The 24,874-nt window shown below is 45.9% G+C and carries 25 protein-coding genes; 10 read left to right on the forward strand and 15 right to left on the reverse strand.

Annotated elements, in window-relative coordinates; genetic code table 11:
- Window positions 1–455 precede the first annotated feature (455 nt).
- Both kynU and DXN04_RS35590 read left to right on the forward strand, forming a co-directional pair.
- Entirely contained in the window at window positions 456–1,712 is a 1,257-nt protein-coding gene (gene kynU / locus DXN04_RS11290) for a kynureninase (RefSeq protein ID WP_116853468.1), read from the forward strand.
- A gap of 21 nt (window positions 1,713–1,733) precedes the next feature.
- Window positions 1,734–3,101: a 2'-5' RNA ligase family protein gene (locus tag DXN04_RS35590; RefSeq protein WP_262512455.1), complete on the forward strand. Its 1,368-nt coding sequence runs from the start codon at window positions 1,734–1,736 to the stop codon at window positions 3,099–3,101.
- Between the two features lie 55 nt (window positions 3,102–3,156).
- Here the strand turns inward: DXN04_RS35590 and DXN04_RS11305 are convergent, their stop codons facing one another.
- The 4 genes from DXN04_RS11305 to DXN04_RS11320 all read right to left on the reverse strand — a co-directional run bounded on the left by DXN04_RS11305 (window position 3,157) and on the right by DXN04_RS11320 (window position 6,217).
- Window positions 3,157–4,131, reverse strand: a complete 975-nt coding sequence (locus DXN04_RS11305; RefSeq protein ID WP_158568971.1) for a FecR family protein — start codon at window positions 4,129–4,131, stop codon at window positions 3,157–3,159.
- 5 nt (window positions 4,132–4,136) lie between these two features.
- Complete coding sequence (locus tag DXN04_RS11310) at window positions 4,137–4,811, reverse strand: RNA polymerase sigma factor (RefSeq protein ID WP_116853470.1); 675 nt, start codon at window positions 4,809–4,811, stop codon at window positions 4,137–4,139.
- Between the two features lie 182 nt (window positions 4,812–4,993).
- On the reverse strand, window positions 4,994–5,305 hold the full coding sequence (locus DXN04_RS11315; protein WP_116853471.1) for a peptidase associated/transthyretin-like domain-containing protein: 312 nt from the start codon (window positions 5,303–5,305) through the stop codon (window positions 4,994–4,996).
- Window positions 5,306–5,476: 171 nt separating this feature from the next.
- Entirely contained in the window at window positions 5,477–6,217 is a 741-nt protein-coding gene (locus tag DXN04_RS11320) for a Bax inhibitor-1/YccA family protein (protein ID WP_116853472.1), read from the reverse strand.
- Between the two features lie 272 nt (window positions 6,218–6,489).
- Here DXN04_RS11320 and DXN04_RS11325 point away from each other — a divergent pair, with 272 nt between their 5' ends.
- Both DXN04_RS11325 and DXN04_RS11330 read left to right on the forward strand, forming a co-directional pair.
- Complete coding sequence (locus DXN04_RS11325; protein ID WP_116853473.1) at window positions 6,490–8,343, forward strand: 2-oxoacid:acceptor oxidoreductase subunit alpha; 1,854 nt, start codon at window positions 6,490–6,492, stop codon at window positions 8,341–8,343.
- An 87-nt stretch (window positions 8,344–8,430) separates the two neighbouring features.
- On the forward strand, window positions 8,431–9,012 hold the full coding sequence (locus DXN04_RS11330; RefSeq protein ID WP_147319900.1) for a DUF6134 family protein: 582 nt from the start codon (window positions 8,431–8,433) through the stop codon (window positions 9,010–9,012).
- Between the two features lie 72 nt (window positions 9,013–9,084).
- Here DXN04_RS11330 and DXN04_RS11335 read toward each other — a convergent pair whose 3' ends face one another.
- The 8 genes from DXN04_RS11335 to DXN04_RS11370 form a co-directional block, all read right to left on the reverse strand.
- Window positions 9,085–10,278: a Gfo/Idh/MocA family protein gene (locus DXN04_RS11335; protein WP_116853475.1), complete on the reverse strand. Its 1,194-nt coding sequence runs from the start codon at window positions 10,276–10,278 to the stop codon at window positions 9,085–9,087.
- Window positions 10,279–10,280: 2 nt separating this feature from the next.
- Window positions 10,281–11,507, reverse strand: coding sequence for a nucleoside permease (locus DXN04_RS11340; RefSeq protein WP_116853476.1), 1,227 nt, complete (start codon window positions 11,505–11,507; stop codon window positions 10,281–10,283).
- Window positions 11,508–11,616: 109 nt separating this feature from the next.
- Window positions 11,617–12,330 carry a YqjF family protein gene (locus DXN04_RS11345; protein WP_116853477.1) on the reverse strand — a complete coding sequence of 238 codons (714 nt, stop codon included), beginning with the start codon at window positions 12,328–12,330 and terminating at the stop codon, window positions 11,617–11,619.
- A gap of 6 nt (window positions 12,331–12,336) precedes the next feature.
- Window positions 12,337–12,984 (reverse strand): endonuclease III, encoded by a 648-nt coding sequence (gene nth, locus DXN04_RS11350; RefSeq protein ID WP_116853478.1) that lies wholly within the window; start codon window positions 12,982–12,984, stop codon window positions 12,337–12,339.
- Window positions 12,985–13,039: 55 nt separating this feature from the next.
- On the reverse strand, window positions 13,040–13,189 hold the full coding sequence (locus DXN04_RS34765) for a hypothetical protein (RefSeq protein WP_158568973.1): 150 nt from the start codon (window positions 13,187–13,189) through the stop codon (window positions 13,040–13,042).
- A gap of 231 nt (window positions 13,190–13,420) precedes the next feature.
- Window positions 13,421–13,690 (reverse strand): FtsB family cell division protein, encoded by a 270-nt coding sequence (locus DXN04_RS11360; RefSeq protein WP_233525566.1) that lies wholly within the window; start codon window positions 13,688–13,690, stop codon window positions 13,421–13,423.
- Between the two features lie 186 nt (window positions 13,691–13,876).
- Window positions 13,877–15,169 carry a phosphopyruvate hydratase gene (gene eno / locus DXN04_RS11365; RefSeq protein WP_116853480.1) on the reverse strand — a complete coding sequence of 431 codons (1,293 nt, stop codon included), beginning with the start codon at window positions 15,167–15,169 and terminating at the stop codon, window positions 13,877–13,879.
- Window positions 15,170–15,181: 12 nt separating this feature from the next.
- Complete coding sequence (locus tag DXN04_RS11370; protein WP_116853481.1) at window positions 15,182–16,099, reverse strand: ATP-binding cassette domain-containing protein; 918 nt, start codon at window positions 16,097–16,099, stop codon at window positions 15,182–15,184.
- A 143-nt stretch (window positions 16,100–16,242) separates the two neighbouring features.
- Between DXN04_RS11370 and DXN04_RS11375 the strand changes: the two genes are divergently transcribed.
- The 4 genes from DXN04_RS11375 (at window position 16,243) to DXN04_RS11390 (ending at window position 19,138) form a co-directional block, all read left to right on the forward strand.
- Window positions 16,243–16,917: a TerD family protein gene (locus DXN04_RS11375; protein WP_116853482.1), complete on the forward strand. Its 675-nt coding sequence runs from the start codon at window positions 16,243–16,245 to the stop codon at window positions 16,915–16,917.
- Entirely contained in the window at window positions 16,914–17,639 is a 726-nt protein-coding gene (locus DXN04_RS11380) for an HAD family hydrolase (protein ID WP_116853483.1), read from the forward strand. Before DXN04_RS11375 ends, DXN04_RS11380 begins: the two co-directional genes overlap by 4 nt.
- 8 nt (window positions 17,640–17,647) lie before the next feature.
- On the forward strand, window positions 17,648–18,205 hold the full coding sequence (locus DXN04_RS11385) for a TerD family protein (protein WP_116853484.1): 558 nt from the start codon (window positions 17,648–17,650) through the stop codon (window positions 18,203–18,205).
- Window positions 18,206–18,340: 135 nt separating this feature from the next.
- Window positions 18,341–19,138, forward strand: a complete 798-nt coding sequence (locus tag DXN04_RS11390; RefSeq protein WP_116853485.1) for a TerC family protein — start codon at window positions 18,341–18,343, stop codon at window positions 19,136–19,138.
- A gap of 54 nt (window positions 19,139–19,192) precedes the next feature.
- Here DXN04_RS11390 and DXN04_RS11395 read toward each other — a convergent pair whose 3' ends face one another.
- Both DXN04_RS11395 and DXN04_RS11400 read right to left on the reverse strand, forming a co-directional pair.
- Complete coding sequence (locus DXN04_RS11395; protein WP_116853486.1) at window positions 19,193–19,885, reverse strand: LytR/AlgR family response regulator transcription factor; 693 nt, start codon at window positions 19,883–19,885, stop codon at window positions 19,193–19,195.
- A complete protein-coding gene (locus DXN04_RS11400) occupies window positions 19,882–20,934 on the reverse strand; it encodes a sensor histidine kinase (protein WP_116853487.1) in 1,053 nt (350 codons plus the stop codon). The genes DXN04_RS11395 and DXN04_RS11400 overlap by 4 nt, the downstream gene beginning before the upstream one ends.
- A gap of 54 nt (window positions 20,935–20,988) precedes the next feature.
- On the opposite strand from DXN04_RS11400, the gene DXN04_RS11405 reads away from it, so the two are divergent.
- On the forward strand, window positions 20,989–22,677 hold the full coding sequence (locus DXN04_RS11405) for a peptidoglycan DD-metalloendopeptidase family protein (protein WP_116853488.1): 1,689 nt from the start codon (window positions 20,989–20,991) through the stop codon (window positions 22,675–22,677).
- Complete coding sequence (bcp, locus tag DXN04_RS11410; protein WP_116853489.1) at window positions 22,674–23,135, forward strand: thioredoxin-dependent thiol peroxidase; 462 nt, start codon at window positions 22,674–22,676, stop codon at window positions 23,133–23,135. The genes DXN04_RS11405 and bcp overlap by 4 nt, the downstream gene beginning before the upstream one ends.
- Before the next feature lie 56 nt (window positions 23,136–23,191).
- Here the strand turns inward: bcp and DXN04_RS11415 are convergent, their stop codons facing one another.
- Window positions 23,192–24,742 carry an SUMF1/EgtB/PvdO family nonheme iron enzyme gene (locus tag DXN04_RS11415; protein WP_116853490.1) on the reverse strand — a complete coding sequence of 517 codons (1,551 nt, stop codon included), beginning with the start codon at window positions 24,740–24,742 and terminating at the stop codon, window positions 23,192–23,194.
- Window positions 24,743–24,874: the final 132 nt, after the last annotated feature.

A 24,874-nucleotide genomic window follows, 5' to 3' on the forward strand; every position in this document is an offset into this window, starting at 1 on the left:
CGCCAAATAACTGTTGTAACTGGCAGAGGAAAAATTAATAAACCGGTCATTGCGTATTGCATACTGATTGACAGTGAAACAAGCGTGGTACCTTCCTCAGGAAGAAGACCTATGATCACAAAATTTGTTTATTGAAAACTATATTATCAAACGGAAATACTATTAACAGAAAGGAATATTGACTAACCGGTAATTTTAAATAAACTGATATTATTAACAGGCAGCATTAGCAATTAACAAAAGCAAAATTTAGCAAAATAAATAATAGAATTAACTGGCGCTATTGCATGGCGGTATTGCGTCCTGCATGTTAGTGACGGGCATTATAGACCATTTAAAAAATTGTACACGTTACGGATTCTGTAATACACCAAAAGGGCTGATGAATACTCAATTTTTTTAAGTAGAGTCTTCGTAAAAAGCAGAATCTGCCGGGAAACAATGGAATTTGAATTATGTTTGATCTATCAAGGGCTTTCGCCGAGGAGCAGGACCAGAAAGACACATTGAAAAACTATAAGAATCAGTTTTATTTCCCACAGCGGAATGGAAAGGATGCGATCTATTTTTGTGGTAATTCACTGGGTTTGCAGGCCAGAAATGTGCAACAGGCAGTTATGCAGGAATTGGAAGATTGGCAGCAATGTGCGGTAGAGGGGTATTGGGGAGCCAGGAATCCATGGTTGTATTATCAGCAATATTGCAGCAGGCCGATGATGGAGATAGTAGGTGCCAGCCAGGAGGAACTGACAGTAATGAATACACTAACTGTCAACCTGCACTTGATGATGATGAGTTTTTACAAACCGACAAAGGAAAGATTCAAGATACTAATGGAAGCAGGTGCGTTTCCCAGCGATCAGTACGCTGTGGAGACGCAGGTGAAACTGCATGGCCTGGATCCGGCTACGGCTATAATAGAAGTAGCTCCCCGTGAAGGAGAATTTTTAATACGCGAGGAAGATATTTTTCAGATTATTGATCAGGAAAGTAGTAGCTTAGCGCTTATATTGTTGGGGGGAATAAACTATTATACCGGCCAATTGTTTAATATGCAGTCCATTACGAAAGCAGCCCATAGAGCAGGGGCTGTAGTCGGGTTCGACCTGGCACACGTAGTAGGAAACGTACCTGTGAAGTTACACGACTGGGAAGTAGATTTTGCCGTGTGGTGCTCCTATAAGTATTTAAATGGAGGCCCGGGCGCAGTAGGTGGAGCATTTATACATGAAAGACATGCCCGAGACAGAAACCGGCCAAGATTAGGCGGCTGGTGGGGCAACGAGGAAACCATCCGTTTTAAAATGGAAAAAGGCTTTGAGCCTAAAGACCGTGCAGAAGGCTGGCAAATAAGCACGGCACAGGTATTTAACATGGTAGCATTAAAAGCCTCACTGGAACTGTTTGAATCAGCTGGTATGGCAGCTTTGAGAGATAAGAGTATACAACTTACCAATTATCTTGAATTCCTGTTAAAACATATAGAAAACATAAAATTTGAAATAATTACGCCTAAAAATTGTAAGGAACGCGGCGCCCAGTTATCTTTGCTATTCCATGACAGAGGTAAAGAAATCCAACAAAAGATGACGGAAGCCGGTATCATTGTGGACTGGCGAGAGCCCGGAGTCATTCGGATTTCACCGGCGCCCTTATATAACTCTTATGGAGACGTATTTCATTTTTATGAAATCATAGCAAATATTGCTTAAAACGCTTAATTAGTAAGTACGATGAATTTTGAGAGAAACGAACGCCCCCGCAGGCCCTACTCTCCTCCTGGTGCAGAAAAAGACCAAGATCCCAATAAGGAGAGACCAGGCGGTTACTTCAAACCCGATTTTAACAACGAAAGGGAGGGCAGACCTGGTGGATACAACCAGGACAATGACAGACCTAATTTTAACCGTGACCGTGGTGAAGGCGGCGGTGGCTATAATCGCGGTGATCGCGATGGTGGCGGCGGTGGATATCGTCCACGTGACAACGGTGGCTATGGCGGTGGCGGCGGTTACGATCGCGGCGGCAACGGTGGCTATGGTGGCGGCGGAGACCGTGATTTCAACCGTGAAGGCGGTGGTGGTGGTTACAACCGTGGTGGTGGCTATGGCGACCGCGATGGCGGTGGTGGCGGCTACAATCGTGGCGGCGGTGGTGGTTACGATCGCGGCGGTGGCGGCGGTGGTTACGATCGCGGCGGTGGCGGCGGTGGTTACAATCGCGGCGGCGGCGGTGGTGGTTACGATCGCGGCGGTGGCGGCGGTGGTTACGATCGCGGCGGTGGCGGCGGTGGTTACAATCGCGGCGGCGGCGGTGGTGGTTACGATCGCGGCGGTGGCGGCGGTGGTTACGATCGCGGCGGTGGCGGCGGTGGTTACAATCGCGGCGGCGGCGGTGGTGGTTACGATCGCGGCGGTGGCGGCGGTGGTTACAATCGCGGCGGTGGCGGCGGTGGTTACAATCGCGGCGGCGGCGGTGGTGGTGGCTTCAGAGGAGGCCCAAGACCAGGTGGCGGCGGCATGCGACGTCCGTTCACTCCTAAACCAGATAACAAAATCTACTTTATCGCCCTGCTGCCTACAGCTGAGGTAGGAAAAGAGATTATCAAAATAAAGCAGGATTTTGCTGAGAACTTCGGTCCTGTATATGCGCTGAAAGTACTGCCGCATATCACACTCCAGGTTCCTTTTACAGCTGATCCGGCATTGGAAAAAGCTTTCTGCGATGAACTGGCTGAATTCGCTAAAACCCAGGCTCCTTTCGAAGTGTCCCTGAATGGTTTTGGTACATTCCCGAACAAGCAGAACCGCGTTCTGTTCATCAACGTTGAGAAGAGCGAAACTATGAGCGCCCTGCACAGACAACTGATCAACTTCCTGCGTAAGGAGTTTGGCTTCAGTACCATGCTGGCCCGTACAGGTTTCACACCTCACGTTACCGTGGCATTCAAAGACCTGGAAGATGCACAGTTCGAAAAGGCATGGCCAGAGTACGAAAACAAGGAATACAAAGCTTCATTTAAAGTGAACAACCTGTATTTCCTCCGTCATAATGGTAAATCCTGGGAAGTACTGCAGAAGTGCAAACTGGGTGGTGCCTAATCGGAAAGATCTTAACATTAATAAAAAAGAGGAAGGTGATTACCTTCCTCTTTTTTTATCTCTTATATATTTTGTAAGTATCTCCTTCCTGCGTCCAGCCTGCATTTGTCATGTATGAAAGCTGGTCCAGCAACTTCGGTAAATTTGAAATTTCAGGAGACCAGGAGGGATGCATAGAGTCGATACCAGGGTCTGTTACAATGATCTTTACGCCATAAAATTTCTCCAGCGTTTTCACTACATCATGTACCTGCGTGTTCTCAAATACAAACTTATTCTCCTTCCAGGCAATGTAATTCACATCATTATTCGCATCTTCTTCAGGTTGCTTGCCAGCAGCAAAAGTTACCTTTCGTCCGGGTGTTACCACCAGTTTATGTGTGTCGTATGATACTGCTACTTTCCCAGTCATTACCACAACTTCCACAGGTGTGGCAGCATATGCCCGCACATCGAAGGAAGTACCCAATACCTGCGTCTGTGTTTCATTCGCATATACCACAAATGGCCGTCCCGGCTGGTTCCTGACTTCAAAGAATGCTTCTCCGTCCAGGTGAATAGCCCTTTCTGCCCCAGCCAGTTGTTTGTCATAACGTAAACGGCTGTTCTGGTTCATATATACTTTACTACCGTCAGGCAGGGTGATGGTTTTCTTCTCATTCGCCGCAGTCAGCTCTGATATTTCATTAGGTCCACGCAGGGTGAAATAGAGCAGTGTGGCTACTGCAATACCGGTAATGCTGGCTGCAATACGCAGGTACATCTTCCTGTTGCTCACTACCTTGAGTTCGGGTGTATTACCTGTATACACACGGTCTTTGAAGCGCTGCCAGTTAGCTTCTGTATCAGGGATAAATTGGGTATCGTGTTCACCGGTGATGGCCCACGTACGCCTGATTTCATCAAAGTAACGGCGATGTGTGGCATCCTCGTCCAACCACGTTTGCAGCATGGTTTGCTCTGAAGGAGAGAGTGAATTCTCCAGCGAGCGTACGATCAGCGTATCAATATTTTCAAATTGCTCAGACATACCTATCAACATTGTAAAAGTAAAGGATAAAGCGCCGCTCCTGCTACGAACAGGATAGTCACCTGCAAATAGTCCTGCAGGGAGATTCGTAATTTTTTAAGGGCTGTCACCATCTGGTTCTCTACTGTTTTTACAGAGATATTCAGTGTGGCAGCAATCTCTTTGTATGATAGTTCTTCATATCGGCTAAGAATAAAGATCTCTCTGCACTTTTCCGGCAGCTGGTCTACCGCCTGCTGTATATGGCGTGTGGTCTGCTGCAGACTCATGCCTGCTCCAGGGTTTTCAATCCTTACCGGTTCGTGCTGTTCGCCTAATTCCATATGTACACCTCTGCGCTTTTGTTTATCAACATAATCCAATGCCATATTGATCGCGGCCTTGTGCAGATAAGCCTTAAAATATACTTCCTGTAGTTCAGCCCGACGATTCCAGATCTTAACAAATACATCCTGTGCAAGGTCTTCCGCTGTGGCAGTGTCCTGAACAATGCGGTAGATCGTCTTGCAGACGAAGGGAAACCAGTTCCTGAACAGTGTTTCCATGAACAACTGCTCATTTTCCCGTAATAGTTTTTGCAATGCAGCATTTTCCGGCATGGTACAAAAATAACCTTTGTCCGTATTCCCTTTTGTATAAGAAGGGGCGGCACTGGAAAATGTCCTGAGTACAGCTTGCATATGTGACAATTAATTTGCTGTGATATTATAGATAACGGCTGTCACAGCTTGTACCCCTATGTGAAGGAAAAATAAAAAAGGGGGCGAGCGCCCCCTTTTAAAAAAAATGGAGCCGGCCATACTGAAGTATGGAACCGGCTTTTTGATTAACCCCTATGAAAACCAACTATTGCTATCTTAAATTATTTCTCTGCCAGTTTAATTTCTCCGAGATCTGTTGCCTTACCATCCTCTACTCTCACATTAGCTATGGTCACATCCTGGAATGGACTCTTAGCTGTTACGATCACGGTATATGTGCCGGCTTTAGCCTGCTGAAGGGAAAATGTCCCGTCATTTACAGGAGCCTTTAAAGTATCTGTTCCCATAATCGCCCATGCTGTACTCGCACCATCTGCAGGAGTTACCTTACCTGAGATACTTCCCTCATCACTTGTCCTGAAGGCAAACGCACCTGTCACGGCAACAGCAAGGACTAACATTATCTTTTTCATGGTCGTTTCAATTGATATGGTTATGCTGGAATAAAAACAATTAGTATGCCAAGGCAGGATGGGCCAAAATGCTTTAACATTACTTTATAAGGTACTGCCAGAGTCTGCTATAGGCATAAAAAAAGGGTTTGCCCTACGGCAAACCCTTTTAAAAGTAATTTATAAAGAAGACTATCTTCTGTTCAGTTTAGACAGCAGGCGCAGGATCTCCAGATACAACCATACCAGTACTACCAAAAGACCAAACGCAGCATACCACTCAAAATATTTAGGTGCACCCTGTGCAGCACCCTGCTCAATCATATCGAAATTCAGGATCAGGTTCAGTGCAGCGATGGCTACTACTACCAGGGAGAATATAATACCGATCATGCTACCTTCGTGCAGGAAAGGAATATCCACGGAGAAAAGACGCAGTACCAGTGCAATCAGATAAAACACTGCGATACCAGCAGTCGCTGTATATACAATAGCACGGAATTTAGCCGTTGCACGGAGTACACCGGTTCTATACAGTACCAGCATTGCTACAGCAGTACCAAATGTCAGACCTACAGCCTGCAGAACGATACCATCATATAAGCTGGAATACATTGCGGAAATTACACCGAGGAACAAACCTTCTGCCAGTGCATAAGCAGGGGACAGGTAAGGTGCCCATTCTTTCTTAAAACTAATGATAATAGCCAGTACAAAGCCACCGATACCACCTAACAGCAGGAAAGGCATCACGTTGCCTTCTCTTGCCAGTACTCCCCAGGAGTAAACAGCCGCACAGATTACCAGGGCTAATAAAAAAGCAGTCTTGTTGGCAGTACCCTTCACAGTCATTGAGTTGTCTGTAGATTTCAGGGCAGCTTCCCTAAATGTCTTCTCATTCAGGACGGGATTATTGGGTTGGAATAATGCCATGATGTTATAATAATTTAATAGCTAAATTACGATTTTCACTCATAATTACCGTCATCCAAATGCGAATTCGTTGTTAAACTCAGTAACTATTACTTAAAGTTATGGCTCATAACTTTTAGCTATGCTTCGGGCATGACAAAGTCTACTGAGTTTGTGTACTTTTGCTAAAATTCAGCCTTCCGGAAGTAATATGATTTAAAACAGTAAATACTACCCTCCGAATCGTTAAATTTACAGCCTGAAAAAATATCAGTCGTTAAATAAGATCTTAAATGTCAAATACTTCGGTTCAACAGATAGAGGATGTCGTGATCAAGTTCGCTGGGGATAGTGGTGACGGTATGCAGTTGACGGGAACTCAGTTCTCCAATAATACAGCCCTGGTGGGTAATGACCTCAGCACTTTTCCTGACTTCCCGGCCGAAATCCGTGCCCCTCAGGGTACCCTGGCCGGTGTGAGCGGATTCCAGCTCCACTTCTCCTCCAACCGTATATTTACCCCTGGTGATGCCTGTGATGTACTGGTGGCTATGAACGCAGCAGCGCTGAAAGCCAACCTCAAATCCCTGAAAAAAGGCGGTATCATCATCGCAAATACTGACGGTTTTGATGCAAAAAACCTGCGCCTGGCCAACTACCCTGATGGCGTAAACCCACTCGAAGATGGCTCCCTGGTTAACTACCAGCTCCATACCATGGACGTGACCAAGATGACGCGTGAAGCGCTCAAGGAAAGTACCCTGGGTATGAAAGAAAAAGACCGGGCCAAGAATATGTTTGTGCTTGGATTCCTCTACTGGTTGTACGACCGTAGCCTGGAAAGCACTGAAAACTTCCTCAACGAGAAATTCGGTAAGAAACCTGAAATCCTGGAAAGCAACCTGAAAGCGCTGAAAGCAGGTTATAACCTCGGTGATACCGTTGAAGCATTTACCACCCGCTACCGCGTGGAAAAAGCCAGAATGGAGCCAGGTACCTACCGCAGCATTACAGGTAACACCGCCCTGTCTTACGGCCTCATCGCCGCCAGCCAGAAGGCAAACCTGCCCGTGTTCCTGGGTACCTACCCAATCACACCGGCTTCTGATATCCTGCATGAGCTGAGCCGTTACAAAAACTTCGGCATCCGCACTTTCCAGGCTGAAGACGAAATTGCAGGTATCACTTCCGCGATCGGTGCATCCTATGGGGGCCATATGGGGGTAACTACTACCTCCGGTCCTGGTATGGCACTGAAAGGTGAAGCAATCGGCCTGGCAGTTATGCTGGAAATTCCCCTGCTGATTATCAATATTCAGCGTGGTGGTCCTTCCACTGGTTTGCCTACCAAAACCGAACAATCTGACCTCTTACAAGCATATTATGGCCGTAACGGTGAATGTCCGATGCCTGTGATCTCTGCATCCACACCATCTGACTGTTTCGATGCGGCATACGAAGCATTCCGTCTCTCCATCGCACACATGACACCAGTGATCCTGCTGAGTGATGGTTATATCGCAAATGGTGCAGAACCATGGCGTTTCCCGAAGGCCGACGACCTGAAACCGATTCCGGTGAAGTTCAAGACAGCACTGGAAGAAGGTGAAGAAAGCTACCTCCCTTATCACCGTGATGAAAACCTGGTGCGTCCATGGGCAGTACCTGGTACCCCGGGCCTGGAACACCGTATTGGTGGTCTCGAAAAACAGAACATCACCGGTAACGTCAGCTACGACCCTGAAAACCACCAGGTAATGGTGCGCATCCGCCAGGAGAAAGTAGATAAGATCGCAGATCATATTCCTCCCCAGACAATTGAACTGGGTCCTGAAAAGGGTAAGGTACTGGTACTGGGCTGGGGCTCTACCTATGGTGCTATCAAGAGCGCCGTACTGGAACTGCTGGCCGAAGGCCACGAAGTAGCGCATGCACACATCCGCTACCTGCGTCCTTTCCCTAAGAACCTGGGTGAGATCCTGCACAACTATGATAAAGTATTGATTCCTGAAATCAACAACGGTCAGCTCATCAAGATTATCCGTGAGCAATTCCTGATCGATGCACAGGGTTATAACAAGATCATGGGTGTACCTATCACCAAGAGCGAACTGGTTAATAAAATCAGGGAGATGCTGCAGGCATGATAATCAGCTAACTAGCATATTGGCAAAAGATCCTGCCCCCCGGGGCAGGATTTTTTTTGTATATTCAATTATCGCCAAATGTTTATTATGAAAAGCCTCGTATTGTTTTTATTGCTTTCGTACATCAGCTTAGCACTTGCCGCTCAGAGTTATAGTTACGAAATCCGCTATGGCAGTCATGTGATTGGTAATATCACGGCTGTGCAGAAAATCACAGGCACTACCCGAAAAATTGCCATTCAGAGTAATGTGGACATGAAGCCCCTTGCCAAATTCAATCTCAATATCGACTGTGATTATGACAACAATGTGCTGTTGCTCGCAAATGCAAAACGTACTACCGGAAAGGAGGGCGACAATAAGTACAGTATTACCAAAAGAGATGGGAAGAATTACAGCATCAATCACAATGGAGAACGCTCAGTACTCAACAATACAGATATTATACATACGGTAGCAGAATTATACTTCTTCGAACCACATCACATCACCAGCATCTTCTCGGAGCTACAAGGGGCCTTCCTGCCACTCAAATCATTGGGCAATGGGTTATATGAGCTGACACTGCCAGAGGGCAAAAAAAACGTGTATAAATACGAAAAAGGAACATTGGTACAGGTAGAGATTCCGCAGGCATTCGGGAAAGCCCTTGTGGTTAAAATCAGTTAAAAAGAGTATAAATAAGCAGAGGGTAACTTACGCTACCCTCTACAACTGAAGAGATTGAATTTTTAGTTTTCTTTAGTCTATAATTTTTTCAATTATTGCTCCACTCTCTTTGTCTTTCAGGATTAGCTTCTTCGTACCATAATGCGTCATTTCTTCTTTGACCAGATAGTACTGTGCATCATATTCCTGCTGAGAGAAATCTTTTCCTACATGCTCACGACCCCGCCAGATCTCCAGTTTCACCGGCTCCCATTGTTTGGAAGCAGCGCTGCGATAGGCGGCATCGAGGATGGCATTCACTACATATCCATCGTAGAAGGATTCCTGTGGTGCCCTGTTTTGTTCCATCGCTGCAAACATATCTGTGAACATATGGTTGTAGCCCAGGTCATTCAATTCATCGCCTACAGGGAATAACCAGCCTGTGTTGCTTTCCGCTTTTTCAGCTACGTAGTCAGCCCCCTTGCCGGTGGTGAACATATCCAAACCTGTACGCAGGAAGTTGTTGATCCAGATAGTACCTTCTGTTCCCATCACCTCATCGCGCAGGTCCAAACCACCTCTGAAAGTCCAGCTTACTTCGAACTGGCCGATCGCACCGTTCTCATATTTTACAAGGCCGATGGCATGGTCTTCGGCATCGATGGGTTTTACCTGTGTATCTGCCCAGCACATTACCTCTACGGGTTTGATGTCTTTGCCGATAAATGACCTGGCTATTTCCACGCAGTGGCAACCCAGATCCAGGATACAGCCACCACCTGCCTGTTCCTTGTCCCAGAACCATTCGCTATGGGGACCAGGATGTGTTTCTCTGGACTTCGCCCAGAGTATTCTGCCCAGTGCTCCGTTCTTCACACTATCCAGTGCCTTCAGGAACTTTGGCGTGTATACCAGGTCTTCGAGGTAACCATTGAAGATGCCTGCCTTTTCCACGGCTTCCAGCATCCGTTTGGCTTCTTCTGCATTACGGCCCAGGGGCTTGGTGCAGATCACACCTTTCTTATGTTTACAACAAAGCAATACCGCAGCCTCATGGAGGTTATTGGGCAGAGAGATGCATACTACGTCTACATCAGGATGGGCAATAGATGCCTCCATATCGGTTGTCCAGTGAGGTACCTGATAGTCTGCTGCGAACTTTTGTGCACTCTCTTCCCTGCGGGAATAAATACTCACAATCTTATCACGGCTACGCTGTCCCTGCAGGGAATCAGCATAGAAGCGGCCTATAAAGCCTGAGCCTAACATGGAAATACGTTGCATACTTACAGAACGGGTTTGGTTTGTTTATCCTTAAACAATGCGAGGAAGAGGAGACATACTGCCAGCGCAATACCAGCAGGAATGATCCACACATGACGCCAGGATTCTGCTAAAGGCAGATCCTTGTAATGATCAGAAATGAGACCTGCTATCCAGAACCCAATCAGCATACCTACACCATAGGTAGCCAGTGTAATCAGGCCCTGTGCAGCACTTTTATATTTTTCACCTGCCTGCTGATCTGTATAAATCTGACCAGACACGAAGAAGAAATCATAACAGATGCCATGCAGTGCAATACCAATAATCAGCATGAACAAAAGCCCGTTTGCATCACCATATGCGAACAGTGCATAACGAACGGCCCATGCCAGCATCCCGGCCATGATGGTTTTTTTGAAACCATATTTCTTGAAGAATACCGGAATCAGCAGGATGAGGAAGGTTTCTGAAAGCTGACCAATGGTCATCATCACAGTTACATTCGGCATTTTCATTTCTTCGAAGAAACGGTGCGCATTCTGGTAGTAAAATGCGAGCGGAATACAGATCAGAATTGATGAAATGAAGAAGACGAGGAAATTCCCGTTCTTTAATAATTTAATAGCGTCGAGACCTAAAATTTCACCAATACTTTCTTTCTGATTCTTGTCTTTTACCGGTGGTGTCTTAGGCAGACTAAAGCTGTAGATACCTAAGATCAGAGATGCGATACCTGCCATTGCAAAGGTGTTTCTCAGCAAGCCTGCACTTACGCCATCAGGACTGTCCCAGGCCATTACAGATACCAGCACACCTGCTATAATCCAGCCGATGGTACCGAACATACGGATCACGGAGAATTCTTTTTCAGGATTGTTCATCTGGCGGAAAGAAACAGAATTGACCAGTGCCAGTGTAGGCATGAAGAGTACCATGTAAGCAAATACATAAGGATAGAACACGCTTACATCTTCTGAGCGGAACATCTGGAACATCAATACAGCGCCTGCAAGGTGCAATACGCCCAGGATACGCTCTGCATTGAAGAACTTATCGGCGATCATACCGATGATAAAAGGAGCGATAATAGCACCGTATGACTGGGTTGAAAATACATTAGCCGTGGCGATACCGGATGCATGAAGGTTCGCACTTAAATATGTTCCTAATGTAACAAACCATGACCCCCAGATAAAAAACTCAAGGAACATCATAACGGATAGCCGGATACTGGTACTTGCTTTCATAACGATTTTATACTTAACAATAACGATGACTTTACCCGTATAAGATAAGTAAAATAAAATCGAAAATGCAATAGGGCGCAAAAAACGCGGTCGGCAGCCCGCGGAAAACCTATAATATTCTTTTGGGTAGTACGGTTATGGCCGACCCTTCGGCCAGTAATGCGGAGATCGGCTGCTGACTCAGCATGGGCACAAATGCCGCTCCATACAGGGCGGCGGTATCCACCTGGTAGCTATAATCTATCATGCGATGGGTTCTCCACTGGGGATGTGTTACCTGGTATTCCCCGGTTTTATCAGGCCCCATGTGGGTATATCCCCAGTAATGATCGGTAATGAATTCGGCTTCGCTGCCTTGTACAATAGGCAATGGCGCTTGGTCTACTTTAGCAGTAAGATGGTTCCAGTGCATACCCACCTTCCATTCATAACTTACTTCCAGCGCTTCCTCCGTTGGCGACCATCTATGGCGCATGCGGTGCGTGGAATATTTCTCTTTATAGATCGTATTGGCAACAAAAGTAATCGCGTGCTTGGGCACCAGTTCTTTGATAAAAACCACTCCTCTTTTCCACTCCAAACCGTCCTTATACCGCACATAGAACCTCAGGTTCACCTCTTCAAAATGCCTGTGAAAGGGAATAGACAATCCCCGTACACGGGTATTCTGAAACATAAAACCTACAAGGCTTACATAATGTGTATCGTTCCAGGTATCCAGTTCCGTACGATAAGGTAGGTAAGGTCGCAGCACTACAGGATCTGCCTGAAAATTGATCATGAGCAGATTGCGCCATTCAGCGGAAAGAAAAGGGTTTTGCATAAGCGCTTATTGTCCTTTTATCAACGTTTTGTAGTACTTACAGGCAGGCCTGATGCCACATTCCCCGCACTTAGGGCTTCTGGCAATACAGACATAACGGCCATGAAGTATGAGCCAGTGATGTGCAATATGTACTTTCTCTTCAGGAATGTATTTCAGCAATTGCAGTTCCGTTTGCAAAGGTGTTTTTGCATTTGTAGTCAGGCCTATGCGCGCTGATACGCGGAATACGTGGGTATCTACAGCCATATTAGGCTGATGATGTATTACAGAAGTAATTACATTGGCTGTCTTACGTCCCACCCCTGGTAGTTTGACCAGCTCTGATACAGAATCAGGTATCTCCCCGTTATAGTCTTCCATGAGCATCTGTGCCATCCCGATCAGATGTTTCGTCTTGTTATTGGGATAGCTGATGCTGCGGATCAGTGGAAACAATTCATCAAATGTGGCATGGCTCAGACTCTCTGCATCCGGGTACTTTTTGAAGATCGCCGGTGTGGTCATATTCACCCTTTTGTCTGTGCATTGCGCAGACAGGATGACGGCCACCAGTAATTGATAAGGATTGTCGTAGAGCAGTTCAGTCTCCGCATTGGGAGCGTGTTGCTCGAAATAATTGAGTACAAAGGCAAACCGCTCTTTCTTTGTCATACCTGTAAAGGTAGGGCAAAAAAGGTCTCAAAAATAAAGGTGCTGAAAGGGCCTCTTATTTAATCGGCTGGGTCTTCTTCGCGTATTCTGCAATCGCTCTGATAGTCTCAGGCCTCGGTGAATAAATAATTGTGTCCAGCGCTTTACGGGTTTGGTTCAGGCAAATTTGTTCTTCGCGGGAAAGTTCGGGATCTTGATTATCCATTGTGTGCAATTTATTTGCGCTATCAGTAACAGAAAGAAAGGTAGAAAATAGATGTGTAGAATTCCCCATGCAAATTAGTTTTAATACAAATGATTAATTCATAACAGTATAACGGAGATTATGCAGAATGTATTGTCAAAATAAACGAAATATTTCGAAAGATAAGATAAGGAAAGGATGGGCGGTAAGGTAAAAATGCCCAATAATGGCGGGTTTGAATAGTAGAGGCTGTTATTCTTCTTCAGTGAAGATGAACAGGTCCTCATCGTCTTTTTTCATGAGGTATTTCTCACGGGCAAATTTTTCCAGTTTGTCAGGGCTGGACAATAATTCTTCCTGTTCTTTGCGGGTTTTAACAATTTCCTCCATGAAAAAGGACTTTTGACTTTCCAGTTTATTTACTTCTGAGCTGAGTTCATACTGGGAGATAAAGTTCTTGCTATCTATAAATGCGAGCCATATTAAGAATGCCGCTGCTGATACGAAATATTTATTCCGCATATAGGCAGGTATTTTTATTGACTTTATTTTAGATAACATGTCTGGCATTGGTATGGAAAGGTACAGAATTCATGCCATATCAAAAAAAATCCGGGTTTTGACGTAAATCAAAACCCGGAATATTGACCACTAATGAAATGTCGGCAATAAAAAAATCACTTGCACGAACTCCAGTTGTGAGATAGATTACTTCTTACCAAATTTAATGGATTTTCCCGGAAAATAAGCGGTAGTATCCAGTTCTTCTTCGATACGCAGTAACTGGTTGTATTTCGCCATACGGTCAGTACGGGAAGCAGAACCGGTTTTGATCTGACCGCAGTTCAGGGCAACAGCCAGGTCAGCGATGGTAACGTCTTCAGTTTCGCCGGAACGGTGAGACATGATAGAAGTGAAACCAGCTTTGTGTGCCATGTTTACAGCGTCGATAGTTTCTGTAACAGTACCGATCTGGTTTACCTTGATCAGGATGCTGTTAGCGATAGACTCGTCGATACCTGTTTTCAGACGTTTAACGTTTGTTACAAACAGGTCATCACCTACCAGCTGTACTTTATCACCTACAGCTTCGGTCAGTTTTTTCCAACCAGCCCAATCATCTTCAGCCATACCGTCTTCGATAGAAACGATAGGATATTTTTTGCACCACTCAGCCCAGAAAGCAACCATTTCATCGCTGCTGATTACCTTGCCGGAGCTCTTGTAGAATTTGTAAGTTTTGTCAGCGTCGTTGAACATTTCGCTGCTTGCAGCATCCAGTGCGATACCGATCTGCTCACCTGGTTTGTAACCAGCTGCTTCGATAGCCTGCAGTACAGTTTCGATAGCTTCTTCATTGCTCTGGATATCAGGAGCGAAACCACCTTCATCACCTACGTTAGTGCTGTAACCTTTCTTCTTCAGTACAGACTTCAGGTGGTGGAATACTTCGGTACCCCAACGCAGTGCTTCAGAGAAAGAAGGTGCGCCGAAAGGAACGATCATAAATTCCTGGAAATCAATCTTGTTGTCAGCATGAACGCCACCGTTGATGATGTTCATCAGAGGAACTGGCAGGGTAACAGCAGCTACACCACCCAGGTAACGGTATAAAGGCAGTTCAGCCTGTTCAGCAGCAGCTTTAGCTACAGCCATAGATACAGCCAGGGTAGCGTTTGCACCCAGTTTACCTTTATTTTCAGTACCATCCAGTTCGATCAGGTATTTGTCGATACCGGCCTGGTCAGATACTTCCCATCCTATCAGTTCTTCAGCGATAATGTCGTTGATGTTGGCTACTGCCTGCAAAACGCCCTTACCCATATAAACCGATTTATCATTGTCACGCAGCTCTACCGCTTCGTGCTTACCAGTTGAAGCACCTGAAGGTACAGCGGCACGGCCAAAGTTACCGTCTTCTGTTGTTACATCTACCTCTACTGTCGGATTACCACGGCTATCAAGAATTTGCCTGGCATGGATTGCTGAAATGGTACTCATTGTTAAGTTGTTTTAAAATTTATTCGTCAATTCCCTGAAGATAGTTTCCAGACTTTGAGAATTGCTCTGCAAAGAAAGTATGTTCCGGTTATTTATCAAAGCAAATTGTAGTAGGTTTTTTCGCACAATTTCCAGATCATTGGTATATAATTGCCAGCCATGCGCATCTGTTTGCCTGACGTGTGTCACACCCCCAATTGACAATAGCTCTGTCTCATCTGGCCCCTGGCCACCAAAGCTCACTTGGATATAACCATTATCGGCACCCCCTTGTTGCAAATTGGCCAATGAATCGTCAGCCACTATTTTCCCCTTGTTAATAATGATGACCCTGTTACACATGGCCTCCACCTCCTGCATAATATGGGTACTGAGTACGATGGTCTTTTCCTTTCCCAGGTTCCTTACCACATCCCTGATCACATCCAGCTGGTTGGGGTCAAACCCGTTCGTTGGTTCATCCAGGATCAGCACCTCCGGATCATGAATGAGCGCCTGGGCCAGCCCTACCCGCTGCTTGTATCCTTTGGAAAGGGACTGTATTTTTTTACTTACCTCCGGTGTCAATCCCGTCAGGGCTATGATATCGTCAATCCTGCGCTGGCTGTTGCTGCCCAGGTTGTGTACCTGCGCCATAAAGCCCAGGAACTCCCTGACGTACATGTCCAGGTATAAAGGATTAGCTTCAGGCAGGTAGCCTACCCGTTTACGAACTTCCAGCGGATGCGTAGCTACATTGAAACCACATACGGTGGCCTCACCACTGGTAATGGGTACATAACCAGTGAGCATTTTCATGGTAGTACTTTTGCCCGCACCATTGGGCCCCAGAAAACCAACTACCTCTCCCTTACCCAGCGTAAAGGAAATATCGCTGACTGCCTGTTGCTCTCCGTAGACTTTGCTGAGTTGTTTGACTATGATTGACATTAGGTTTTTCCGGTTTGGCGGGGCTAAAGTACGGAAATTAATAATTTGTATAGCCCCATTTTAACCTAACATAAACATAAAATACCTGCGAATGCTTTATATTCACGGGCACATTGTATAAACTATCAACCCAAGCTTTAAAAATGGCAATTAATTTAGTAAAGGGGCAAACCATTGACCTGCGCAAGAATGACAAAGGAGAAAGCTTCGATCTGTCTGCTGTAACCATAGGATTGGGATGGGATATCCGCAAATCCGGCAGTGGCGGATTTTTGGGAAAACTGTTAGGTGGCAGTAAAGAAGAAGAATATGACCTGGATGCAATCGCATTCCTCCTCGACAAGAATGGAAAAGTGGCAGACCTGGGTAGGACAATTCGAACAAATGATGGCCGTAACATCAGCCTGCACCAGGGTGATGTGATCTTCTTCAACAGCCAGCAACACCCTTCTGGCCACATCTGGCTCACTGGCGATAACCGTACCGGTGCCGGTGATGGAGATGATGAACAGATCATTGTAAAACTGGATAGCCTCGATCAGAAGTATGAGAGGATCCTTTTCCTGGTCACTATTTATCAGGGCCGCCAGCGCAATCAGCACTTCGGAATGGTGGACAACGCCTTCATCCGTGCTGTAGACAAAAATGGCAAAGAGATTGCCCGCTTTAGCCTTTCAGGCGATGCAGCATATAATAATATGCAGGGAATGATCTTCGCCGAAGTATACCGTAAAGATGGTACCTGGAAGTTCAGGGCACTCGGCGAACCAAAGCCGAATGACAGCTTTGTGGAAATTCTGAAAAACTACGTGTATTGATCGCGATAGAAAATATCAGGCACATCTCACTGGATATATGGATGACCCTCATTCGTTCCAATCCTGCCTACAAGCAGTTGCGCGCAGAGGGCTTCCGTCAATACTTCCAGCTGAACGAGCATTCCCCGGCCGCCGTGGAAGCAGCGATGCGTGAGATTGATGTACTGGTAAACAATATGAACGAAGTGACGGGCAGGAATGTGCACACTTTCGAAATCTACCTCTTATGCCTCCATAAACTGGGCAGAGAGGTAAAAGGTATAACAACGACACAACTGATAGGCTGTTATGCTGCACTGGAAGAACTGTGGACTCAGTATCCGCCCCTGCCTTTATACAATAATCTGAATGCACTGTTCGAAAGTATCAGGGCAACCGGCCGTACCATCAGTTTGCTTAGCAATACCGGCTTCATACAGGGCCCTGCATTGCGCAGGATGATGCAGCAATTCGGATGGGATCAATACTTCTCTTTCCAGTTGTTTTCAGATGAAACTGGTTATTCCAAACCAGCCCCGCAGTTCTTTGCACAACTGTTGGAGAAAGCCCGCTACCTGCACGACGCAGGCCTGTCCCCGGCCCAGATCTGGCACCTGGGCGATAACCCGCTGGCAGATGTAGAAGGGGCTACCAATGCCGGGATGACGGCCTCATTGACAACATTCGATAAACAGCCGCTGGATGAACTATTACAGCTCGCGGCTTTTGATCATGCAAAATAAAATCCATTATGGCAATCAATCTGCAAAAAGGTGAAAGAGCAGACCTGGCATTACCGAAATTCACCATCGGACTGGGCTGGGATGTAAATGAATCACACTCCGGATCTGAGTTTGATCTGGATGCTTCTGTATTCATGCTGGGAAATAACAGGAAGATACCTGCTGACGAATATTTTGTATTTTACAATAATCTTGAATCGCCGGACAAGTCTGTAAAGCACTCCGGCGATAATCGTACAGGCGCTGGTGATGGCGATGATGAGACCCTGACAGTTGACCTTTCCGTTATCAATCCTGCCATACAGGAACTGTGTGTAGTGGTGACCATCCATGATGCTGCTAACCGTAAGCAAAACTTCGGACAGGTACGCAACAGTTTTATCAGGATCTACGATGCCAACTCTAACCAGGAAATATTGCGTTATGAACTGGGAGAAGATTTCTCTATAGAAACTGCAGTAGAGTTCGGCCGTATCTACAAAAGAGAGAATAAATGGCGCTTCGAAGCTGTTGGTGCCGGCCAGCGCGGCGGCCTGCAGGAATACGTAGACCGCTATGCCGGGTAATATCCGGATCATATCATATTCACAGGACTCGCTGATGCCGCGCAGGTATCAGCGATTTTTTTGGAACACTTGTATGGATCGTAGAAACCAGTTAGTTTTACAAACCTAAAAGAGAAAATTAAACCGACTTGCAACATGACTGAATTTATCCAGGAGATCATTAATAATCCCATCCCTTCCCTATTGGTAATCGGGAACCTTATCATTATCGAGAGCCTGCTGTCTGTAGATAATGCCGCAGTATTGGCCACTATGGTAATGGACCTGCCAGCGAAAGATCGTAACAGAGCTTTAAAATATGGTATCATCGGAGCTTATGTATTCCGTGGTATCTGCCTCGCATTTGCTGCTTTCCTCATTCAGTTCTGGTGGCTGAAACCAATAGGCGGTGCCTACCTGGTGTACCTGACACTTAATTACTTCAAAGAGAAAGCCGCTAAGAAAAAACAAGCTGAATCAAATGAAGAACCCGAAGCCGTAGATAAATCACAGAACTGGTTTTACAAACATACTATTGGCTGGATGGGCCCATTCTGGGCTACTGTGGCTGTGGTAGAAGTAATGGACCTGGCTTTCTCCCTGGATAACGTATTTGCTGCAGTAGCATTCAGCAAAAATATCGTGCTGGTTTGGACAGGTGTATTCATCGGTATCCTGGCTATGCGATTTGTAGCACAGGGCTTCGTTAGACTGATGGAGAAATATCCTTTCCTGGAAACTGCTGCATTCCTCGTGATCGGTGTACTGGGTATCAAACTGCTGCTGGCGGTGTATGAACATTTCTTCGAAGGCGAGGCATTTGCAAAGTTCCTCGGCAGCCATGAAGCTGACTGGGCAACTTCCATCATCACAGTAAGCATCTTTGTTATTCCTATTCTGACAAGCACAATATTCAAGTATCCTAAACCACATAAAGTAGGAGAACATAAATAGTCTTGCATAAAGATTGAATGAACTGGAAAAGGCGTGTCGGAAGATGCGCCTTTTCTATTTAAACTGTGTATGAAAGTTGGCTTCGTAGCTACTGCCAATGGGGATTTCCTGCGTGCCTATCAATATTGTTTTGTTCCTGACCTGGTCAATCTTTGAGAGTGGTACGATGTACGATCGGTGCACCCTTACAAATGCATGTGCAGGTAATTTTTCTGACATTACTTTCATCGTCATCCGGATCACAAGTGGAGGTTGATTAATCAGGTGAATTTTTAGATAATCATCCAGCCCTTCTATAAAAAGTATATCCTTCAGCGCTATTCTTGTTAATCCATAATCTACACGTAATACCAGTTGTTGCTGCTCATTTTTCTGCAGGCTTTGCTGATATTGCAGCTGTGCCTGTGCCTTTTGTACTGCCTGTTGAAAACGCTCAAAGGTAAAGGGTTTCAACAGGTAATCCACTGCATTCAGGTTGAATCCTTCTACTGCATATTCACTATGTGCAGTGGTGAAAATCACCATGGGTTGCCGGGTGATGGATTTGTAGAAATCAGTGCCCGTTATACCCGGCATATTGATATCGAGGAATAACAGGTCTACCGGAGACTGCGCAATGTATTGCAGGGCCTCTTCCGGCTTATTGAACGTCTGCTGCAGGCGCACAAAATCAATCCGCTCACAGAAGTTGGCGATCAGCGTGAGCGCCGGCAATTCATCATCTATGGCAATAGCTTGTATGATCATATCAGTTGCAATAAGAGTGAAACGGAAAAGTGATCGGCAGCATCTGTGATATCCAGCGTATGTCTGCCGGAATACAGGAGTTCCAGGCGTTTCTTCGTATTCTCTATACCCAGTCCGCTGCTGCCAGCAGGAATGTCATTGAAGCTGACTTTTTTGTTGAATACCTGGAACTGCAAGGTCTGTTCATCTATCCTGATGTCTATTTTAATCTCTGCATCTTCAGCTGCATTGATGCCATATTTGAAGGCATTTTCTACAAATGAAATCAGGATCAGGGGCGCAATCAGCTGACCGGAAGGCGTACCGTTGACAGTATATGTCAATGGGAGGGAAGCGCCGAAGCGGATGCGCTGCAACTCGATGTAGTCACGGATATAATCCACCTCCCTGGATAGCGGCACCATATGGTGGCTGGCATCGTTGAGTACATAACGCATCATACCCGATAGCTTGATCACAGCAGTCGGTGTTTCATCGGATTTTACAACGGCCAGTGAGTAAATACTATTGAGCACATTGAAAAGAAAATGCGGATTAATCTGTGCTTTCAGGTATGAAAGTTCTGCATTGAGTTTCTCCTGCTCTGCCTGTTTCCATCGATTGCGGATTTTGAGAATAAGAGAGAAAAAGAATACAGCCAGAAAAAGAAAAATCTGGTGCCCCATGTCCACCAGTATGAAATGTTTACGTGGTTCAGGAGGCATCCTGAAATGAGGTGGACCCGGGCGATGATGAAATACATTGTCACCCGCTATCAGCGCATTGGGCAGCAATACAATCAGTCCAAAGCAGACGATCGCCAGTGCAAAAAAGCTGATATACTTTCTACGGAAGTAAAATGTAGGTATGAGCCAGAAGAAATTAAAATAGAAGAACAACAGTAAGAGCACATATACGATAAATTCCCTCATAGCAGGAGGAAACCTGAGCAGATCGTACAGGTTACTGGCATCAGGCGAGAAGACGATCGGTAGCGCCAGGAAGGTAACGCAGCCGGCTATGTGGATCAATAGCTGTCTAATTTTATCGCCTGTAGGTACTGGAGTCATGTATTACAAATATAAACTTTTATACCCTTGCCGTTTGATCCTTATTTTTGTACCATGATCAAACGAATCCTTGGACTTTGCATCCTCTTGCCGCAGCTGTTACATGCGCAATTACCAGAGAAAAATTATCCCCGTGGGTATTTCCGCAATCCACTGGATATACCTATCCAACTGGCGGGTAACTTTGGCGAACTCCGCCCTAACCACTTCCATGCGGGTCTTGACATTAAAACCCAGCAAAGGGAAAACCTGCTGGTACATGCCGCAGCAGATGGTTATGTAAGCCGCATAGGCGTGTCGCATACCGGCTATGGCAATGTGGTGTACATTACCCACCCTAATGGGTATACTACCGTATATGGTCACCTGAATCGTTTCTTTCCGGCACTGGAAGAATATGTGAAGCAACAGCAATATGCCGCAGAAAGCTGGGTGCAGGATCTGAAGATCCCTGCCGGCAAGTTTCCTGTAAAGAAAGGAGAGCTCATAGCATGGAGTGGCAATACCGGCGGTTCCGCAGGTCCACACGTACACTTCGAGATCAGAAGCACGCAAACTGAACACGGACTGAATCCATTATTATTCGGTTTCGACATCGCAGATGCTACCGCACCAGTTGTATCCCGCATTGCGATCTACGATATGGAAAGGAGCATTTATGATCAATCACCTGTCATACTGCCTGTAAAGAAAGTAGGCGGTGAATATGTCACCACGGCTCCGGTAGTAAAAGTAAAGGCTGCCAGTGTAGGATTAGGCCTCACTGCCGTGGATAAGATGAGCCCTACAGCAGCAAATACCTATGGTATTTACCAGGTAGTGCTCTTCGATGAAGATGTACCTAATACCAGCTTTACCATTGACAATATCGGCTTTGATGAGTCACTGTACATCAATGCTCATATAGACTATAAAACGAAGAAGAGCGGTGGTCCATGGATCCAGCTCCTGTTCACCGAGCCAGGCAATAAACTGAGCATCTACCAGGATATGCAGGGCGATGGCGTACTGGATCTTTCCGATGGCAAGCCACACCCGGTAAAGATGCAGGTAAAGGATGCCTATGGCAATACCAGTGTTGTCAAAGTAACCCTTCAACAAAGTGGTGAGCCCGATAAAGAGGCTGCCTGTGCAAATACCATGTATGCGGAGTCAAGAAATATCTTTGAAAATAACCAGGTAGAGTTTTACTTAGACGAGACCGCACTGTACGACAAGATCTGTTTCAACTATGCGGAACTGGACGGCAAGGGTGGTTTCCCGGCTTACCGGCTGCATACGCCACTGGTACCCATACACACACCCTTCAACCTGCGTCTGAAACCAGAAAGGCCCTTGCCTGCACATCTGGCAAACAAGGTGGTGATGGTCAGGGATGGACTGGGTCAAACCATTACCGGTACTACTGTCGACAATGGCTGGTATGTAGGTAAGTTCAGGGAGTTTGGCACCTTCCACCTGGCAGTAGATACGATTGCCCCTAAGATTACCATCATCGGTGGCTTGAAGAGCGGAGCGAACCTGTCAAAGGCGGCTAAATTGTCCTTTGCTATGAGCGATGCAAATGGTATCAAGAGTTATCGTGCTGAGCTGGACGGCAAGTGGCTGATGTTCTCCCGCCGGAGCAATGTGCTGACCTATAATTTCGATAATCACTGCCCTGCAGGCAACCATACCCTGACATTAACTGTTACAGATTTAGCCGGTAATGCATCGGTGTATACATTTAAATTTACAAGATGACACATTTGAAAGAAGGAGATAAAGCCCCCATTTTTAAAGGGGTAGATCAGTCAGGGAATAAAGTATCCCTGTCCGATCTGAAAGGAAAGAAAGTTATACTGTATTTCTATCCGAAGGATATGACACCGGGATGTACGGCACAGGCGTGTAATCTGCGCGATAATTACACCGCCCTGTTGAAGAAGGGATATGCGGTAGTAGGTGTAAGTACAGACGGTGAAAAGAGTCACCAGAAGTTTGCAGAGAAGTATGAACTGCCGTTTCCTTTGCTGGCCGATGAGGATAGGAAAATTGTAGAACAATATGGTGTGTGGGGAGAGAAGAAGTTTATGGGTAAGGTGTATGACGGAACGCACAGAACGACCTTCCTTATCAATGAGAATGGAGTGATTGATAAGATCATCTCCAAGCCGGATACCAAGAATCACACGGAAGAGATATTAGAAATCTGGAAGTAAAAAAGGAAGCCGCGGTCATAGACCGCGGCTTCCTTTTTCTATATTATAAGTTGAAACTATCTCTTCTGACGTTGTTTCTTAAACAGGTTACCTGTCTTAAACTTATTACCTTCAGGGCTACCCACGCGGTCCATTGCACAACGGAAACCAACAGTGTTAGTCGCCATATCTTCCTGCATGTAACGACGTGTACCAGGAGACAGCCAATAAGCGCGGTCATTCCAGCTACCACCCTTCACTACGTGAGACTTGTCATTGATCAGGGAAGTTACACCATAACCATACTCAACCTGTGACAGGGTATCACCATCCAGGTAGTTGATCACATCACCTTTCTGGTAGTTCAGACGGTTAGCACTTTCCTCATCGGTTACATCACGCATTTTCAGGTGACCCAGGCTATCCTTTTCAGGCTCATTTTCGCCGTTCATATAAGTAGTCTGGAACTTGTTACCACGGAAGTAGTTGAAGTCATCACCGTCGATTGGGTTCAGCGGACGATAAACGTCGAGTACCCACTCGCTCACGTTACCAGACATATTATAGATACCGAAAGTATTCGGGAAGTAAGCAGTGATCGGACCAGGGATAGACGCACGGTCATTCAGACCACCGGCCATACCCATGTTATCACCAGAACCACGCTTGAAGTTAGCCAGGAACTGACCTTGCCATGCACCACGGCGGATATCTCTCAAACCGCTGTTGTTGGTACCCCAGGAATACACCTGTTTGTTCATGATCAACTCCTCACCACGTTTACCTTCTTTCTTGGAAGGACCGGGGTTCTGACCGATGTAACCCAGTGCCGCATATTCCCACTCAGCTTCTGTCGGGAGGCGGTAGTTTGGCAACATTACACCGTCTTCGAACTGTGCAGTACGTGGAGAACCATCCGCGTTTCTGAACTGTTCTTTGGTTTGTTTTGACATCTTGCCGGGAATACCTTCATACAAACCAGCTGTGTAAGCCTTGGTATCGAAAGTATTGTCATCAGCCTGATTGTTCATATCTGTTTTAGACAGCAGCCCTTTCTCAATCAGCATCATTTCGTTCACACGGTTAGAGCGCCATTTACAGTAGTCAACAGCTTGTTTCCAGTTCACACCTACTACCGGATAATCGTTGTAGGCAGGGTGACGGAAATAATATTCTACCAGCGGCTCATTGTAAGCCAGCTCGCTACGCCATACCAGCGTATCTGGCAGTGCCTGGCGATAAACAGCAGGGAAAGACTCGTTGTACATGCGACGTAACCAGTGCAGGTACTCGCGATAGTGTACGTTGGCTACCTCTGATTCATCAATATAAAAAGACGATACAGTGATACGACGTGGAATGTTATTCCAGTCAGCCATTACATCCTGTTCGGTCGCACCCATGGCAAAGGTACCACCCTGTACGAATACAAGACCAGGGCCAGTTTGCTGATCTTTATTTTTTGCCACACTGAAACCACCCATTTTTGGGTCGTTGTAGTTCCAGCCGGTAGCGGTGGATTTCTCCTTCTTTTTACTGAAGGCCCCGCCGCCATTCTTATTACAGGCAGTCATTGACAGCATGACACTGGCGCCTAAGAGGAATGAGACAGAGGTTAATCTATGCATGCGATTCAACTTTATTATTTGATATTTATGGTAAACGCAAATTTAGCACATTTTATTTTATAGTAAAAATAATTAATCTGTAAGCCTTTGCGTTATAATCAGACGTATGATGTTTTAAATCAATGATTTGTA

The sequence above is a fragment of the Chitinophaga silvisoli genome (assembly GCF_003412465.1).
GTDB lineage: Bacteria > Bacteroidota > Bacteroidia > Chitinophagales > Chitinophagaceae > Chitinophaga > Chitinophaga silvisoli.